The following is a 17,211-nucleotide window of genomic DNA, read 5'->3' on the forward strand; positions in this document are numbered from 1 at the left end:
ACCCGGCCCTCCTGGGCCGCCTAACAACTTACGGAGGAACCCATGCTCGAACTCGAAATCCTCGGCTCCAACGCCACGGCGCCCACCGCGGAGGGCCCCGCCTCCTGCTACCTGCTGCACACCGATGAAGGCGTCCTGCTGGTCGACGCCGGGCCGGGGTCCCTGCTGGCCTACCGCTCGCGCTACGGACTCGACCGGCTGCGCGGGATCGTGGTGACGCACCTGCACGCCGACCACAGCCTGGACCTCATGGCCTGGGCCTACCGGTGGACCTTCCCCGAGGTCCTGCCGCGCATCCCCCTGTACTACCCGGAGGGGGAGGCCGAGCGCCTGTCCGCCTTCGACGCGGTCTTCGGCATCCCGACGCTGCCCACGATGAACAGCCCCATCGCCCAGTCCTTCGAGCCCAGGGAGATGGCCATGGACGGGACCACCCGCTACCAGGCGGCGGGAACCTCCTTCCGCTCCTTCCGGGCCCACCACAGCGTCCCCTCGGCGGCGCTGCGGTTCGAGGACCCCGACGGCGGCAGGGTGGTCTCCTTCTCCTCCGACACGGGGTACTGCAATGCCGTCGTGCGCGCGGCCGAGGGGGCCGACCTGTTCGTGTGCGAGTCGACCTACCTGGAGGCCGACGACCAGGCCCTGACCGGCCACGGACACCTCACCGCCGCGATGGCTGGTGACCTGGCCGCCGAGGCGGGGGTCGACCACCTGATCCTTACCCACTTCGCCGACCCCGGCATGTGGGAGGAGGGCGCCCTGCACGCGGCCCGCGGGTTCTCCGGCTCCGTGAGCGTAGCCAGGCCCGGCAGCCGCTTCTGAAGAGGCGGTCCAGGGCTGAGGTTGTCCGGGGGGGCGCCGCCGCACCGTCTGCCGCGTTCCCTCGGTCCCGTCCTCAGCTTTGGCCCCAGGCCAGGCCATGGACTGCTCATCCTGCCCTGTCCCTCACAAGGACGCCCCGGCGCAGGGCTCGCGGGTACGCCACCAGGGGCGGCAACAGCACTGCGCGGGATGCGCCCCGGACGAAGACGTCGCGTGCCTCTAGCTTCTAATCCGATGGTCGCAGGTTCGAATCCTGCCGGGTGCGCCACAAAAACCCAGGTCAGACGGGGTTCGTCACCTCATCTTTGAGGAGCCGCCGCACTGATGGGACCAGGGTGGGACCGAGATGGGACCAGCTCCCTGCTCATGCCCCCTCCCCCGCTCGTGCCGCCGGGTCCTCCCGACGTCCTGCAGCACCAGCCAGGCCGTCCGCACCGCCTACCGTGCCACCTTCGATGACACAATGCCGGCCGAACCCAACATCACTTTCGACAGCCGCCTTGTTGCGCGGGAGTGCCGGGAGGCGATCCCAGCACACACCAGGCTCTTCATTACGCCCGACACGAATCAACCTTCGAGGTTAGGGTTGACTAGTGTCTGAACCCAGCATCGAGGCAACCAAGGCCCCAAAGGCCCAGTGGATTGTCCAGCCCGAGCTCGCCTCAACCTTGGAAGCCCAAGGCCCCAATGGGCAGCGGGCATCAAGTCTGCTGCTGGACGCCGCGCAGATACTGAACCGTCCCACTGACTTCCACACTCCCTATGAGGTGGCGCAGTCGTGTCTGCGAGGCGCATTGGACAGTGTCCTCAGCATCGCAGGGGAGAATTTTCCCGGGCTGCAGAGCGCTCGGCGCACGGTCACTGAGGCGGCCGGTGCCGTGGCTGATGCCTGGCGGCAACAAGCAGAAGTGACGGATGCGGACCGCGAGGCTCTGGTGAGTGCGGTCGAGAATCTGCGCGCTGAACAAGAGAATCGGGGCGGGTTCCGCACCCGCCAGATCGGGCATTTGGTGCTCGAACAGACCCGGCACGAGATGGGGCTCGCCGAGACGGAGGCCGCTCGTAACTGGACCACCTTCTACAACACCGCTTCCCGTGTGTTGCATGGCTCCAGCAGCAGTGCCGACGATACACACCGCCAGTTCAACTATGTAGTCGCCGCCATGGAACAACTCTTCCTCGGACTGCCAGAGCGGGCAGACCGACTACGTGAGCTGGCCCAACTAGAGGCCCCAACGCAGCAGGATGCAAGCGAGATCGCACTGATAACCGATCCCCGAGCGGGGGAATACTTCTTCCGCGCAGCTGTGAGCGAACAGTGGCTAGAGCTGCTGCCGCTGCATCGGCTACTGCCCGAGGAGCGGCGGTGGTCGGCTGCACCGTATCTGCGGCGTCTGCTGGTCGAGCAGCCAGAGCGGATATGCAGCTGGTCCGAGACGCACCTGGACGCCATTTGTCAGCAGGGGCCCGACGCGACGTCACAGGTGGTCACTGTGATAAGCGAAGCAGGCATGGCGGCGAGCACACTCCTGACAGAGGTCATGCGGCGACAGCCGGACAGGTATGTCCTGCTGCGCGTTGGGGATTGGGCGCGAGACATCCCACTCGCTGAGCGGACCGGGAAGTGGGTCCAAGTCGTTGAACGCATCCTGCGGATACGGGAGTTCACAGCGCAGGAGGAGTGGGAAACCAGTCAACTGGTCCAAATACTCATCGAAACTGCCCATCCCGGCGGTCGGCTGCGCACCGACGGGGACCGGCTGGGCGTGATCACCCGCTCCGCTCTGGCAGGAACCCTTAGCGACTATCTCGATGGTGAGGAAACGCACTGGGACATCGAAGTCACCAATGACTTAGGGGGGATTTCATTGGGCGACCCCCCACATGGCACCAAGCTGACGCTGATGCGGGCCGTGCTCGATCTCGCTCTGGCCGAAGCCCGGCTCGCCGTCCCGATCGACCAGCGACTGCGCGCGGTATACAACAAACTGTCAGATTCCTCGTACCGGGCCCGGCTGGTCGCGGTGCACCTGACCGAATCGTTCCCCTGTGACAGTCAGCAACCCGTATCCACGGACGCATGGTGGGACGCGGCGATCGCTGCCGCACAGCAGGTGGGCGGCGGAAAACGGCCAAATAAGGATCTCGCCGACTTCCTTGCCCTCCTGAACGCCCACTGTCCTGAAGAGCGACGAGACAGGCTCAAGGCGGCCCTTACAGCAACTCTGGGCACACCGCCCACCACGGACGAGATCAGCGCATGGCTCGAGGGCTTCCCCGAAGCGGTGCCCAGTCCCTGGCGCAGCGTTCGAGACCTGGCCCCAGTATTGCCCGACACCGTGTGTGCCCCTTGGCAGCAGGTGTTGGGGGTGCTGGAAGAAAAGTACGGGCCGCCTGCAGATCGCCCTGAGCCCGTGGTCAAGACAACGAATTGGCTGGACGCCCACGGTGAGTTGTCGCTCTCTGCCTTCGCCGCACGCGCCGAGGCCGACGGGCCGACCGCCGCTGTTGAGGAACTAGTTCGCACCCCCGTGTCCTGGGCCGACGAGGATGCTGATGATGCGCGCGTTGACCTGCTACGCGAACTGGTCTTCCAGGAGCCGGATAACTGGGCTTCCTTCCCTGGCGCAGTGGCGACGGCCGCTGCCCGTCCGATGCTGCAGGCCGCGTACTTCAATGCGCTTCACCTCGCAGCGAACAACGGCTCGCTCAACTCCGAACTGCTGCCGTCCGTGGTCAAGGCCGCATTCGCCGTACGGCCACCACTGCAGGACCAGACGCCCGGAGCGTTGTACCTGGAACGTGTCATCAGCAACATCCTCCACCGAGCATGGGATACCGGCGGGTCGTTGGGAACGGTTGATACGGATGCCGTGGATTGGCTCCGCGCTCTTATCCATCATTGGACCACTCCTCGCTTGTCCTCCACCTCACCTGTGATCGACGCTGTGGAGACACCCGGCGGCAGCGCTCTGCTCTCGCTCATGGCATGGGGCTTTCAGCAGTCAGCACGTAGCGGATCGGTTCTTCCCGAGCCGGTCACGACCACACTGGAGACTCTGCTCAACAGCGAGCCAGACGATCAGGCGCTGAGCGTGATCGGTTTCCGTCTCAGCCAGATGAACCAGGCAGACCCACACTGGGTGACTGACTATGCAGCGGCCCTCCTGTCCCTGGATTCTGAGTGGCGGCCGGCGCGCAGCTGGCTCACCCGAGGCCGGAGGGACAACGCCCTACTCGCTCAGCTGGACCGCATCGGATTGTGGAACGCGATGTGTGTGCCACAGGCCGGGGGTGCCATTGACAAAGCCTTCTGCGCCCTCCTAGATGAGGCCAAGCCTCTCGGCCCCACGGACGAGTTCCTCATCGGCCTCGCCGACCAGCAGCGTGGACCGCGAGCCATCTCCACACTGCTCTCCAGGCTTGCCACGAGCATCATCCGCGTCTCCGAGCCAGGCGAGTGGCCAGCGCGAGCCGCCGCTGTATGGCGCGCCGCTCTCGACGCCCACCTCCCCGTTGAATCACTGCGCGGTGCTGGCCGTTTTGCCTACGCCAGCACCCTCGACGAGGAAACTTGGTTGGAATTGACTGACCGGACCATGACGCAGCTAACGAGTCTTGAGGCGCCACACCGGGTAGCCGAACGTGCCGCCCGCTCCCCGTCTTCCCCTGCGGCTCGACGCATCGCCGCTGCCGCCCTTAGTGCTGCACCTATCAACGGCTTCCGCCGAGCTGAGATCATCCGCCACGCTGCCGACCTGTTCGCCCACATCCCGGCTGGCCAGACCGCTGAACGCGAGACCCTGCGACGTGCTCTGATCAATGCTGGGGCCATCGAGCAATCCTACGGAGACTGAGCTTCAACTCAACATAACGAGACATTGATGGCCTTGCCCAAATAAGTGTCGAATTGAGCGTTTTATCACCATCACTGTGATAGCGATCGGTGACGTTACCAGAGGAGGATGTCGTGCAGAGCAGGGGAACCGGACCCCAGAATAGGGTCACACCGAGTGTTCCCCGTTGTTGGAGAGCAAGGAACAACGGACATGCTCCAGCGGCAGAAGGTGGAGTGAATCACCCATCCGTTCCCAGGGTCGACTGACCAAGGTTTCCCGGCGATTCAGCCGGAAGTGCTGTGCTAGCGGCGACCCACCTTCAACCACGAACGGCGCTCTCTCCCATTGCGAGAACTGGTCAGCCGTCGCGTCCAGGGATAAGAGAATTCTGCCATTCTCGTGCAATTCTAGCCAAACATGAGTCAGTGGCCAACCTTGATCAGGTTCCGTCTGATCGCATGTTCCCGAGATCAGGGTCCAATCACCAAACCCGAGTTCTCGGAGAATTGAACCCACAACGAAGGATGCCACGGAGCACGAGCCATGAGGAAAGTCACGCAACCAGTAATTATCCTCGACTGGAAACGTGCGTATCTTTGAGATCACTGAAGTCATCACGTCGAAGGCCTGTTCGCGGATGTCACGGTACGTGTCACGTCGGAGATCCATGGCTTCAGTCTGGCCGAAACCAGCGCCAGACACCACCAATCGAACGCGCCGCGAGGAAAGTGAGCGTCGCGGCCGTGACGCTCACTCCGAGCACCGGAGCCGTCACGGCGGCGCACCGCGGACCGCCCCGGACGGAGGACTGTAGGCCACTGCGCGCATCGACGAGCGCAGCCGACAGTTGTTGGAGGAGTTGCGCCTCGTCCACCGCCCCCAGAGACCTCCGCCGGGTCCGGGTGAGCCCCAGCTCCTCCGGCCGGGGGCGGGCACACGCTGCCTGCCCCCGATCAGCGCCCGTCCGGCTCCCGGCCACGGTGCACGTCCCTATGTATGTGACCGGCCTGCATCAACGTCCCCCACACGGGGCGCGGTAGTGGTTGTTGACCACCTGGACCGCCGCGCCCGCACCGCCAGGCGCTCAGCCGTCGTTGAGGTCCTCCCCAGCCCGGACTCCGCTCGCGTTCAGCCCTCCCACGAACACGATCCCGACATCGGGAGGGCTAATGGTGCCAACCAGCAGGCCCAGCCCGTTCAGATTCTGCGTTCCCGGTGCGATGTCCCTGCCCCAGGTCAGCAGCCGCAAAGCGCCCCGGACGTCGTCCCTCTCACGGTTCATCGTTCACCGCACCATGATCTGCTCGGCCTCCCGGAACCGAGGAGTAGCCAAGGTGGCAGTCCGGCCACGAGTGCGGCCAGGCGCTCAAGGCGCTCAAGGCGCTCAAGGCGCCCATCAGCATCGTTGACAGACATCCATAACGAGCAGGAAAATCTACAAATGGTCAAGAACCACAGGGCGCGGCTTACTTCCGGAGGGTCAACGTGGGACACCCGACCTCGACACAAGCCTGGCGGAAACAAGAACAACCAGCCCCAGCCTCCAATGAAGAAGGGAAAGGTCGACACACACATTAAACGCAACTCGAAATGGATCCATGAAGCGCTAGACGAAGAACGACATGACCGCGTGGTAGAGCTCCTCAAGGAATCCCGCTATCTGGCACTCAAGTATCCCCGAGACTTTCGAAACGAACTACGCATGTTCGAAGCGATAGCCAAACAGATGGGTTTTCCTCTAGGGCGACCCAACTCTGCAAGGCGACGGAACGGGTTGATGTAAATCGAGGTGTCACGGCAAGTGGATTGCTTAGGGTTACGTTGCGGGCTGAGCGGGCGCTGAATTATTCCGGTCACTCAGTCGCCCGGCCGGATCCGATTCTGACTGAGCCGGTCGATCACCTGGCTCGGCAAGCAGCCGTTCTCTGTCATGACCGAGCGGACGCGCTGCCTCTGGGCCTGCTCGGAAGCGGTCCCGGCAGCGGTCGCGAGCAGGTCTCCCCAGACCACGGCGACGTCGCTGGCAATCTCATGCACGACTCCTGTTGAGGTCAGGTAGACGCTCGAGGTCGCCACTGGCGCATGCTGCGGATCCACCGACAGCTTGTCCGACACGATGATCGCCGGGCTACCTGCTGGCGGATGGTCCATCCCCCTGTCTGCTGCCAGCTGGTCGAGCTGGGTATTGGCCTGGCGGACGTCCTTGAGCGGAAGTAGGCCGTCGTCGTGCTCCTCCGATTTGGCTTCGATGGTCATCCACATGGCGGTACCCCACACCCAGGCCGAGTCGCAGCGGCCCTGACCCTTAGGTTTGGAAGCCTCGGCACCAAGGAACGTCCCCAACGTCGTCAGGCCGCGCTCATACCTGGTCGCCTCGCCCTGGGCGAGCGCCTCCTGCATCCCCTTGAGGTCCTCCTTCAGGCGATTCGGCTTCAGCTGACCGCGCAAGCGGGCCACGATAGCGTTCACTGCGACGACGTCCACTGGGACGAGCGGGACTTCTTCGGCTCCAGGCAGTTCTCGCATCTCCTTGAGCCAGGTACCACGGTTGGCTGCGAGAGCCGCGTCCCGGACGAGTTGCCGGGCGCGGGACCGCTGGGTCTCGTCCTGAGCCCCAAGGTGGAGCCACACTCCAGAGATGTAGAGCAGCAGTCCCCGATAGCCGCGCGTCGCCTCCGGGCCGACGTGAGGAACCGCGTTCTGGAGCTTTTCGCTCGCACCGGTCCAGTCGCCGCTGAAGGCCAGCTGCCACGCCTCGACCTCCAGTGCAGCGGCTTTGCCGAGGGCGTCTACACCCGGAGGTTCGGCCTTGACCGCTTCCTGGCGGAACTCAGCCACCATTGGCTCACCCTGCTCACGCCAATCGGCGTCGTGCGCAAGGAACATCTTGACGTTCTCGATGATCTCGTCGGGGTCAACACCCTTGCTGTTTTGCCAACCGAACTCCACCTCAGCCTGGAGTTCAGGTTCGAGCGCTTTGAGGTTCTCAGGCCGAGAGAAGTACTTCACAATGTCTGATCCGAGCACGACTACCACGGCGTAGTCGTTCGGGCCACGGGTGCAGCGACCGGCCCCCTGCACGATGCGGGTCCGAAGGCGCTCAGCGAGGGCAGCGCTGGCCTCCGCCCGCTCGCTGAGAAACCGCTCCTGCAGCCCGACCGCGTCCGGCTTCCCACCAAGAACGACGATGCGACAGGCGTTGCCGGGCAGGTCAAGTCCGTCGTAGCGGTTGGCCAGACCGAGGACACCGGTCGGAGCCTTGGCGAAAGCATCCAGACCCTGTTGCTCCAAGTGGTCGCGCCCCATGACCGGGACATCATCGCCAGCCAGTGCCTTGGCCGCCGCCTCGGTGTTGGCAATCGTCTCTTGGCTGAGGACAAGTGCCTTGTCCGTGAGGCCGATGATCCGCTTAGTCAGCCCAGCTGCGTCTCCACCCCTGACCAAGTTCGGGAAGACAAACAGCCGTCGGCCGGAGCGCGGAGGTGTCTTGGTCGGGAGCGGCATTCGCACGATCTCACGCCGGCCGAAGGCTCGCTCCAGCTCGCCGCCCGAGCCGAGGGTCGCCGACAGGTAGATGCGCTGCCTGGCGCGGGCGAACACGTGGTTCTCGTAGGTCGGCGGGATCATTGGACGGATCTGGATCCCGCCGTACGACAGGTAGACACAGCAGCCCGCCAGTCCCGAGCGGATCATGGCGAGCTTGTACGAGTAGGGAATGGGCAAGTCAGCCAGAGCCGCGTCGAACTTGGTGAGTGCTGCCGGGTCAACGGCGGGTAGGATCAGGCGGACCTGGTGGTGAGCGCCAGGGTCGGGCTCGCCTTCGAGTCGCTGGATGAGGAGTTCCGAAAGGAACGGCTTCAGCACCTCGAGAACGCTGAGGTAGGCCTCCTCATCCTTGTAGCGCCGGATGTTGATGCCGTACTCATTGCCAACGAACTGCTCACCAGCATGGGCGTCATCGAAGATCAGGAGACGAGGCTCGGGGAGCTTGGGGCTGCTGTTGAAAATCGCGCTGTAGGTCGTGATTCCGATCGCCTCGGCGCCCTCGACTGACGCCTCGTCCGCGGCATCCCAGTACTTGGCGCTGCCAATAAGAAGAGCAACCGGAACTCCTTCACGCTCGGCAGTCGCCGCCACCTGGCGTGCGAGCTGCTTGGTCGGCGTGGCGTAGAGGACCGGGCCTTCTGCCTTACGCCGCACCCACTCCCCGATGAGCAAACCAGGCAACGTCTTGCCTGTGCCCGTCGGCAATTCGAGTGCCAGGTCGGGAGTGTTCTGGTGGTTCTCAGCGTAAGCACGGACGACGTCGCCCTGGTGCAACCACAGCGAGTCAACGGCGGCCGTGGTGCGCGGCAGCGTCCCGCTGAGGTACAGCTCCTCCGGTGACGAAAACTGCTGAACCGCTCGCTTGGTCTTGCCCTGAAACGCCATGTCAGCCTTCCATCTCTTGTCGCCCCTGACCGACGTTCTCCGTCACATGCTGTCTCTGCTTGTCGAACTCACGCCAGTTCGGCACCAGAGCGGTCATCATGGCCTTGAACTGTTTACCGTGGTTGCGGTACCGCAAGTGTAAAAGCTTGTGGACGATGACGTAGTCCTAGAACCCCTCGGCCTCGGCGGTGAGGTCGCCCGCGGGCGTGACGAGGCCGTCCGGCGCGTATGAACCCCACTTGCCAGGCAGACGCTTGATGCGGACCTGCCCGGGGTTGACCTTGAGTTTGAAGGCCCAACCCATGGCTCACCGGCGGAGTTGCTGCTCGGGATGAAGCAACGACGAGGGCACTCACGCCGCCTCGGAGCAGCCAGCCAGAGAAAGCCGATGGACGACCGAGGTCCTCGCGAGGTGCCATCGGACGCCACCAGGGGCCGATGTGTGCTCCGATTATGCTCCGCGGTTCCGCACTGACACGGCACCGGGCGGCACCTCTTGACACGAAACGATGGCGGTGATCGGATGGATAGGGATGAAATGGCACCGTGTGGCACGTAGAGGCACGAAAAAATCGGACTTCTAATCCGATGGTCGCAGGTTCGAATCCTGCCGGGTGCGCCACAAAACCCCAGTTCAGACGCGGTGCGTGAGTCGAACAGGCGAGGCGTCGGGTCTGGTTCGGGGCCTGAAATGCTCCCCGTGTGCTCCCCAGTGCAGGGTCCAGTTCAGGTGGGCGCCCACCTCGCGGAGCACTTTGCCGTCCCGTGACCTTGGTCCCCCTGTCAAGGGCGTGTTCGCGTACCTCCGACCCACCACGACTAGCGCGGTGGGCCGGGCCCTGTTCGGGACCACGGCCCACCGCACACCGACGATGGACACCTACCGGGACAGACCCCGACCGAACTCAGCCTCGGTCCCGTCCAGGCCCAGGGTGGCGCCGCCGAAGGTCAGCGAGCCCTGTCCGGTCAGGCCGTCGGCGTTGGCGTAGAGCAGGGTGATGGCGCCGTTGCCGTCATTCTCCCCCGGCGCCCCCGCCACCAGGTCCCGGTACCCGTCACCGTTGACGTCGATCAGGGTCACCTGCGCGCCCATCTCATCCCCGGCCTCGGAGACCCCCGCCACGTCCGGGGAGTCCTGGGTCAGGGACCACTCGCGCCCGTCCAACCAGTTGGGGCCGCCGTAGAGCACACCTACTCCGCCCGCGTCAGCGCCGCCGTCAGAGGCCTGCACGGTGGCATCGCCCAGCACGATGTCGGCGTAGCCGTCGTTGTCGATATCACCCACCGCGACCGAGTCCGACCCCAGTTCCTCGTCCAGTTCGGCGCCCCGTTCGGTCAGGCCAGCGACCGAGCCCGCCAGGACCTGGGTGGTATGACCGCTACCGGGGACGGCCACCACGTCGGCGTAGCCGTCACCGTTGACGTCTCCGGACGCGATCACTGCGGTGGAGTCCTCCAGGGTGAGGGGCTCGTTGAGCGGTCGGGGGGTCAGGCCGTCGGCCGAACCGGAGAACACCGACACGTCCCCGGCCCCGTCCTCGCTCTGGCGGGAGCTGGAGACCACCAGGTCCAGATGTCCGTCGCCGTCGATGTCGGCGACTTCCAGCGCCTGGACGGTGTCGCCGGGGCTGGGAGTGGCCGAGAACGCGCTCACCGACGGGTCGTCGGCCTCGCTCAGGTCGGCGCGGCCCGACAGGACCACGATGTGGTCCCGGGCGCTGATGGCCGCGTCGGCGTAGCCGTCGCCGTCGAGGTCACCGACCGCCAGAGCGTGGCCGAAGCCGGTGTCGCCCCGCTCCTGGCGGGGCGAGTGCAAACCGATCGCGGTCTCGGACAGCCCGTCCGCGGAGCCGAAGACGACCTGGACCAGGCCGGCGTCGGTGTGCTCCTCCACGTCCTCGTCCGGGGCGGCCACGATCAGGTCGGCGTAACCGTCCCCGTCCACGTCGGCGGAGCGCACCACCTCACCGAACCGGTCCCCCGCTTCCGGGGTGCCGGGGACACCGGTCGAGTCCTGGTCGACTTGGGAGCCCGCACCGGTGTCCACACCGCCCGACCCACCGGGGACCACCGCGACGTAGCCACCGCGTACACCGTTGCCGCCCACTCCTTCCGGGGCACCGACGAGCAGGTCCGCGTAACCATCCCCGTCCACGTCATTGGGAAGAGCGGTGCTGGCCTGAGCAGCACCGACCGACAGAGGAACCACGAGTGCAGCGCAGGAGAGCATCACAGCAGCTCTGCGATTACATAGGGGGATTTGACGCATCACGTTCCTTTTTTCTTGATGCGGACCAGGAGAATTATTTTGGGGGCCACGAAAACCAGAAAGAATATAACACCAGCGACAGCGGCCCCTACCGCACTGCCCATATCACCCGAGCAAGCCCTCCATGTCGCAATGGCCAAAAATCCCAAAAAGGGAATCGAAAGCCCTCCAATAAACGCCCACCAGTCGGATCGCGTGGGGTTTTCGGGAAAACTTTTATACCCTATCGGAAGAAGTGCGCCACTTTTGGCAACTCGAGAGATGAAATCTTCTTTCGACTCACGCGACATACAATAAACCACCTTGCGCTCAAATTTTCCAAGCAGTGGATTCTTGGAAACCCCATTTCTTGCTTCATGCTTCCCGAAGCAGTGATCATCAAACCTTCCGGGAAGCACAAAAGCAAGGTCACGCAACCCAAGGGAAGACTCAGAAAACCATCATGACCGATCCGGCCACAAGCCCCTGCCCAGGAGCCAAGGGGCCAGTGAGAGCACCACCAGCCATTCCCGAGAGTGTGGAATTACGAATTTGGCTTGGCGAACCTCCCGCCGCTAGCGCGCCCACTCCCCCTCCGACAGCACCAAAGACAGCGCCTGACACCACACCTCCAACAACACATGCCACACCTGCTGACGCTGCACATGCTGCTGCGAACACTGATGCTCCAGCGAAGCCCACCGCAAGTGACCCGAGTTCCCCGGCTGCCGCCGCCGACATCAGTCCGAGTGGGTCGGTGTTGTTGATCGGGTCGCCCATGCCGTAGGCGTAGTTGTTCATCTCCTGCCGGGACGGATCCGGCTGGGTGAAGTTGAGCGTGTTCGTGTCATAGAACCGGTATCCCAGATGCACCGTCCCGTCCTGGAACTGGTAGGCGCCCGTGAACCCGAACGGGTTCAACGACGCCGCCCCGCTCTGACCGGAAGCTTCCACGGACCGCTCACCGAAGGGTGTGTAGTCATAGACCACGTCCGGGCTCTCGGCTTCGGAACCCTCGGCGGTGATGGCGAGCACCGTGTTCTGGTGGTCGGTGGTGAAGTGGAACCGCTCCTGTCCGTCCCAGGCCACCATCGAGATCAGCTCACCGTTGGCGTCGCGCACGAAGCTGGTGCGCTCACCCTCGGAGGCGACGTTGGTGACCCCGAGCGCGGTGTTGGACAACTGACGGTCGACCCGCTCGCCCTCGTGCACGTCGGTGATGCCGCGCATCTGGGTCTGGTTGGTGGTGTCGTAGCTGATGCTGGTGGCCAGGTCCGCGTCATCGTCCGCGGTCAGGAACTGGTTGGTGAGGCTGTACTCCAGCACCCGGCCGCCCCGGGAGGTCATGTTCCCGGCCTCGTCGTGGCCCACCTCTTCGCCGCGGGCGTCGGTGACCTGGTCGGCGTCGTTGTAGGCCAGGTCCTCCCCGTCCGCGCTGGTCAGGTTCCCGGCGTCGTCGTAGGCGTAGTCGGTCTGGCCGTTGCTGGTCAGGCGGTCCAGGCCGTCGTAGGTGAAGGTCTCGGTCTCACCGTCGATGGTGCGGGACTGCAACTGGTCGCTGTCGGAGCCCTCGCTGGTCGTCCAGGAGTAGGAGGCCTCCAACAGGGTCTGCTCGGCCGCGCCGGTGGTGGTGATCGCGGTCAGGCGCCCGGAGTCGTCGTAGGCGCGGTCCTCGCTGGCCCCGTCGGGATGGGTGGTGTTGGTGCGCTGGTTGTTCTCGTCGTGGTCGAAGGTGGTCTCGGCACCGGTGTGGTCGGTCAGTGAGGTCAGCCGGAACGCGGCGTCGTAGGTGTAGGTCGTGGTCTTGCCGTGTTCGGTGAACGCGGTCAGGTTGCCGACCGTGTCGTAGGCGTAGGCGGTGGTCTCGCTTCCGCTGGAGTCGGTGCGCACGCTCTGGAGCAGGTCGCCGCGGCCGTCGTAGGCGAACTCCACACTGACCTGGTCGGTGTGGGTCGCCACCTGGCGGCCATTGCCGTCGTATTCGATGGCCTGCAACACATCGCCGTCGTGGGAGATGGACACGACCCGGTCCAGGCGGTCGTAGCCGTACTCCAACCTCACACCGTTGCCGTCGGTGACCGAGGTGAGGCGCGACAGCGAGTCGTAGGTGTAGGACGTCTCACCCACGGGACCCGGCTCGGACATGCCGGTCATGTTGCCCACGTCGTCGTAGGAGTAGGTGGTGCGGTTGCCGCGTGCGTCGGTGGCCGAGGAGACGGTGCCGTTGTGGTGGTAGTTCATCGCGGCGACCGTGATGTCCTCGGCCTCGGAGCGGGCCCGCACCATGTTCCCGGCCTCGTCGTAGGTGAGGGAGAGCTCGTTGCCGTCCGGGCCGGTGAAGGAGGTGGGTTTGGCCGGGTTGATGGCGTCGCCGTAGCCGACCGACGTTGAAGCTCCGGTGGGCAGTTCGGTGCCGATGAGGTTGTTGGCGTCGTCGTAGTCGTAGGTGACTGAGGCTTCCAACGCGTCGGTGGTGGTGGCGATGTCGGAGTTGGCCGTCCAGGTTTGGGAGCGGGTGTTGTCGACCTGGTCGGTCGCCGAGGTTTGGCGGCCGGAGTCGTCGAATTCCAGGGTGGACTCGCCGCCGCCCGGGTCGGTGACGGTGGTCTGGCCGTCTTCGTGGTCGTAGGACCAGGTCGCGCCGTTCTCGCCGTGGGGTTCGGTGAAGGAGGTCACCCGGCCCTGGGCGTCGTAGGACAGCTTCCAGGTGGCGCCTTCGGCGTCGGTGATGGAGGTGAGGTAGCCGCCGGTGTAGCCGAAGGCGATCTCGTTGCCGGCCCGGTCGGTCAGGCCGCTGGGGTGGCGGGTGGAGTCGTCGGCGTAGGTGTAGGCCACCGCGGTCTCGCCGGTGGGGTCGGTGACCTGGGTGGGTCGGTGCTCGTCCCAGGACAGGGAGGTGGTGCGGCCCTGGGAGTCGTTCACCGCGGCCAGGTCACCATTGGTGGTGTAGCGGAAGTCGTTGGTGTTGCCGTTGCGGTCGGCGTGGGTGATGGCCCACCCGTTAGCGTCGAAGTGCCAGACCTCGTCGGCGAATTCACCACGGGTGTAGGTCAGCGCGTAGTGGCCGTTGGACAGCTCGGTCAAGGTGGCGTTGAGTCCGGCGGGGGTGTCGAACTCACCGTCCCCGTTCTCCATGAACTCATCGCACGATCCGGTGGGGCCGTGGAAGGCGACCCGGTCGGACTCGAACTTGAGCCCGATGTCGCGCCCGTAGGAGAGCTTCCACTGGGTGTTGAGGTCGCGGGAGTTGTAGACGCTGTTGAGACCCATGTGCACACCGGTGCCGCGGATGGTCATGTCGCGGTGGCGGATGACAGCGTTGCCGCTGTCCAGGTTGATGTCCACGTCCAGGCGATCGCTGATCTGGTGGCGCTCCATCGGATACCACGAGGCCAGACCCAGGTTCTCCCCGCCCGAGGAGCAGGACCAGTCCGGGCTGCGCCGGTTCTCGGCCCCACCGTCGTCGGTTCCGGGCGGTGTCCAGGGCTCGGCGGGCGGGTCCTGGCCCACTGCCTCGGTGGAGGCCTCACCGGGTTCCCAGGTATCGGGGATGGCGACGGTGCGATCACGAGGCGAGTGGGGGTCGGTATCGGCCAGGGCCGGGGGCGCGGACAGCAGCCCCAAAAGGAGGGTAGAGGCGGCCGTACAGGCCGCCAAAGACCAGGGGATGTGTCTTCTCACGAGGGGAATCGCTCCCAGGGTAGGGACGTGCACGGGTGCTACCCGAACATGACGGCCCTGGGGTGCGGGGACCGTCTCCGGGGGCTCAGGCACCCGGTACGTTACGAAACCCCACCCCGCGAGCACCATGAGCCCAGGGTGAAGAGCGTGACCCTGGGTGAGAGGGACCTTCGGCAAGTTTGACCACGGGTGCAACGGAAAGTGACCGCGTTCACGCACGTGAACACGCACGCCCGCGGAAACGGAGCGCTGCCTTCGCCAGATGCCGTCCCTGAGTCCCACTGGGCTCGGTGGCCGAAACCGGCCCCGACGACAACAGTTGCCAGGCGACAAAATGGCGGGAAAGGCGTGATGCTCACCGGAGTGGGCACTTCCCTGAAGCAACCTCCAGGGAACCTTTGATCCGATCGGCTATCGGCCCCGAGCGCGAGGAAACCCCAGGCCAGTCGGGGTGAACCCGTGCACTGGCCTGGGGTCGGTGACGCCGTATGGCTCGGGGTGTGCTCGCCGGTTCGGCTACCCGGCCCTCACCGGAGCCGAGCCGCGCAGCAGCGCGGCGGTGGCCTCGGCCGCCGCCTTCGCTACATCCGGGAACACCGACTGGTAAGTGTCCTGGGTGAAGTGCGTGGTCGCGTGCCCCGACTCGCTGGACACGACTTTCACGTCCGTCCCGGCCGCCAACGCCAGCGAGGCTGCGCCGTGGCGGAGCCCGTGCAACGTGATCGGCGGCAGCCCCGCTGCCCTGGCGATGCGCAGGAACCAGTCACTGACCTGACCCGGATGCCAGCCTGCGCCATTCTCCTTGGTGAAGGCCAGGCTACTGTCCACCCACGCCGCTCCGGCCTTGAGACGGGCCTCGTTCTGGAACCGCTTCCAGGCCCGCAGCACCTTGATGGTGTCGGTGTCCAGAGTGATGGTGCGCTGCCCGGCCGCGCTCTTGGGGGTGGAGGTGATCGTCTCCCAGGCCAACTGGACTACCTGGACGCGGATGTCGATCTGCCCGTCCGTCAGCCGTATGTTAGCCTAGGGCAAGCCGACTGCTTCTCCTCGGCGTAGGCCTTTGACCGCGATCAGGTGGAACATCGGATACAGCCACGGATACCTCCTCGCGTGCACCAGGAAGGCGCGGGTCTGCTCCGGGGTCCACACCATGACCTCCCCCGGCACGGTCCCGTCTTTGGCCCAGTGGCGCACCCGGTCGGGTGTCCACACCAGCGGACGCTTCCTGGGATAGGAGGGCAGGCGTACGTGCGAGGCGATGTTCACCGACACCGGCAGGTCCGGACGCCTGACGGCTTCGGACAACGCACTGCGCAAGGTGGCGCGGATGCGGTGCTTGGTGGACAGCGAGATCACCCGGCGCCCCCTGACCGAGGCCCGCACCTTCACATCGTCGGACTCGCGGCACTCCAGGATGTGAGCGTTGGTCTCCTCGATAGCCGCGAACATGGTCTCGACGTGGCGGGCCTGGAGCTTGTCCAGCCTGAGTTGGCCCAGGTGGGGGGCGAGGTAGGTGCGGATGTGCCCGGCGTAGGAGGCTCGGGTTCCCGCGGCCAGATCGGGCTTGCCCTTCAACCACTCCCCCAACCACGCGGCGAGGGTGGGTGGTTCGGTGCGCACGTCCACCGCCATCGCCACCCGCTTGCGTACCTCTTCCAGGTCGGGGAGTGGGCGGCGTTGCTTCAACGCCGCCTGGACCAGGTCAGCGATCTGTATCTCGACCGCGGGGTCCTTCTCCGCCAGGGCGATGAGCGCCTTAACGTGTTCCAGTCCTTTCCGGGCCTGCTCCTGAGAGGTCAATCCGACGCGGCGGGCTTGGCGGCGCCCACCCTGACTGGTCGGGGGAAGTTCGTACTGGAACGCCCACGCCCCATGGGCCGGGTTCCAGCTCCCGGTCCGGCGTTTGAGCTGCGGACACCTGACCCCCAACGCCCTACCGGTGCTCTCGTCGCGGCATCCGCACCGCTTGAACGTGGACCCCTCACGCGCGGCCATACACGGCCTCACCTTCGTCTCGCTCACCACGCACACCACACCCGCCAACCACCGACAGCAAACCGACCTCGGCCGCCATGACCGGAGTACTCACGCCCACACGACCCACTTCGCTACCACCTCTGAGCTGTGCGGATACGGCGTACGGCCCCGCGTGTGGCGGGGCACCACGCATCCACGCTCGACCTCGTAGAG

8 protein-coding genes, 1 tRNA gene and 1 pseudogene are annotated in these 17,211 nt (G+C 65.3%); 3 read left to right on the plus strand and 7 right to left on the minus strand.

Annotated elements, in window-relative coordinates; translation table 11 throughout:
- Positions 1-42: 42 nt before the first annotated feature.
- Both KGD83_RS16025 and KGD83_RS16030 read left to right on the plus strand, forming a co-directional pair.
- The gene (locus tag KGD83_RS16025) at positions 43-822 is read left to right on the plus strand and encodes an MBL fold metallo-hydrolase (RefSeq protein ID WP_212639973.1); all 780 of its coding nucleotides are present in this window, start codon (positions 43-45) and stop codon (positions 820-822) included.
- Between the two features lie 593 nt (positions 823-1,415).
- Complete coding sequence (locus KGD83_RS16030; protein WP_212639974.1) at positions 1,416-4,679, plus strand: hypothetical protein; 3,264 nt, start codon at positions 1,416-1,418, stop codon at positions 4,677-4,679.
- 1,839 nt (positions 4,680-6,518) lie between these two features.
- On the opposite strand, the gene KGD83_RS16035 is transcribed toward KGD83_RS16030, so the two are convergent.
- From KGD83_RS16035 to KGD83_RS16045, 3 genes are read right to left on the minus strand one after another with little or no spacing between them, the layout of a single operon-like run.
- Positions 6,519-9,092 carry a DEAD/DEAH box helicase gene (locus KGD83_RS16035; protein WP_212639975.1) on the minus strand — a complete coding sequence of 858 codons (2,574 nt, stop codon included), beginning with the start codon at positions 9,090-9,092 and terminating at the stop codon, positions 6,519-6,521.
- Between the two features lies 1 nt (position 9,093).
- A complete protein-coding gene (locus tag KGD83_RS29255) occupies positions 9,094-9,249 on the minus strand; it encodes a YgjP-like metallopeptidase domain-containing protein (RefSeq protein ID WP_394358118.1) in 156 nt (51 codons plus the stop codon).
- A 9-nt stretch (positions 9,250-9,258) separates the two neighbouring features.
- Positions 9,259-9,396 carry a hypothetical protein gene (locus KGD83_RS16045; protein ID WP_212639977.1) on the minus strand — a complete coding sequence of 46 codons (138 nt, stop codon included), beginning with the start codon at positions 9,394-9,396 and terminating at the stop codon, positions 9,259-9,261.
- Between the two features lie 237 nt (positions 9,397-9,633).
- Here KGD83_RS16045 and KGD83_RS16050 point away from each other — a divergent pair.
- Positions 9,634-9,714 (plus strand) — tRNA-OTHER (locus KGD83_RS16050).
- A 258-nt stretch (positions 9,715-9,972) separates the two neighbouring features.
- On the opposite strand, the gene KGD83_RS16055 is transcribed toward KGD83_RS16050, so the two are convergent.
- The 4 genes and pseudogenes from KGD83_RS16055 to KGD83_RS16070 form a co-directional block, all read right to left on the minus strand.
- The gene (locus tag KGD83_RS16055; protein ID WP_212639978.1) at positions 9,973-11,301 is read right to left on the minus strand and encodes an FG-GAP-like repeat-containing protein; all 1,329 of its coding nucleotides are present in this window, start codon (positions 11,299-11,301) and stop codon (positions 9,973-9,975) included.
- Positions 11,302-11,360: 59 nt separating this feature from the next.
- On the minus strand, positions 11,361-11,777 hold the full coding sequence (locus tag KGD83_RS16060) for a hypothetical protein (RefSeq protein ID WP_212639979.1): 417 nt from the start codon (positions 11,775-11,777) through the stop codon (positions 11,361-11,363).
- 13 nt (positions 11,778-11,790) lie between these two features.
- The gene (locus KGD83_RS28975; RefSeq protein ID WP_256448782.1) at positions 11,791-14,964 is read right to left on the minus strand and encodes an RHS repeat-associated core domain-containing protein; all 3,174 of its coding nucleotides are present in this window, start codon (positions 14,962-14,964) and stop codon (positions 11,791-11,793) included.
- A gap of 573 nt (positions 14,965-15,537) precedes the next feature.
- Positions 15,538-17,016, minus strand: a pseudogene (locus tag KGD83_RS16070) (tyrosine-type recombinase/integrase).
- Positions 17,017-17,211 lie beyond the last annotated feature (195 nt).

This window comes from Nocardiopsis akebiae, assembly GCF_018316795.1.
In the GTDB taxonomy this organism is placed as follows: domain Bacteria; phylum Actinomycetota; class Actinomycetes; order Streptosporangiales; family Streptosporangiaceae; genus Nocardiopsis; species Nocardiopsis dassonvillei.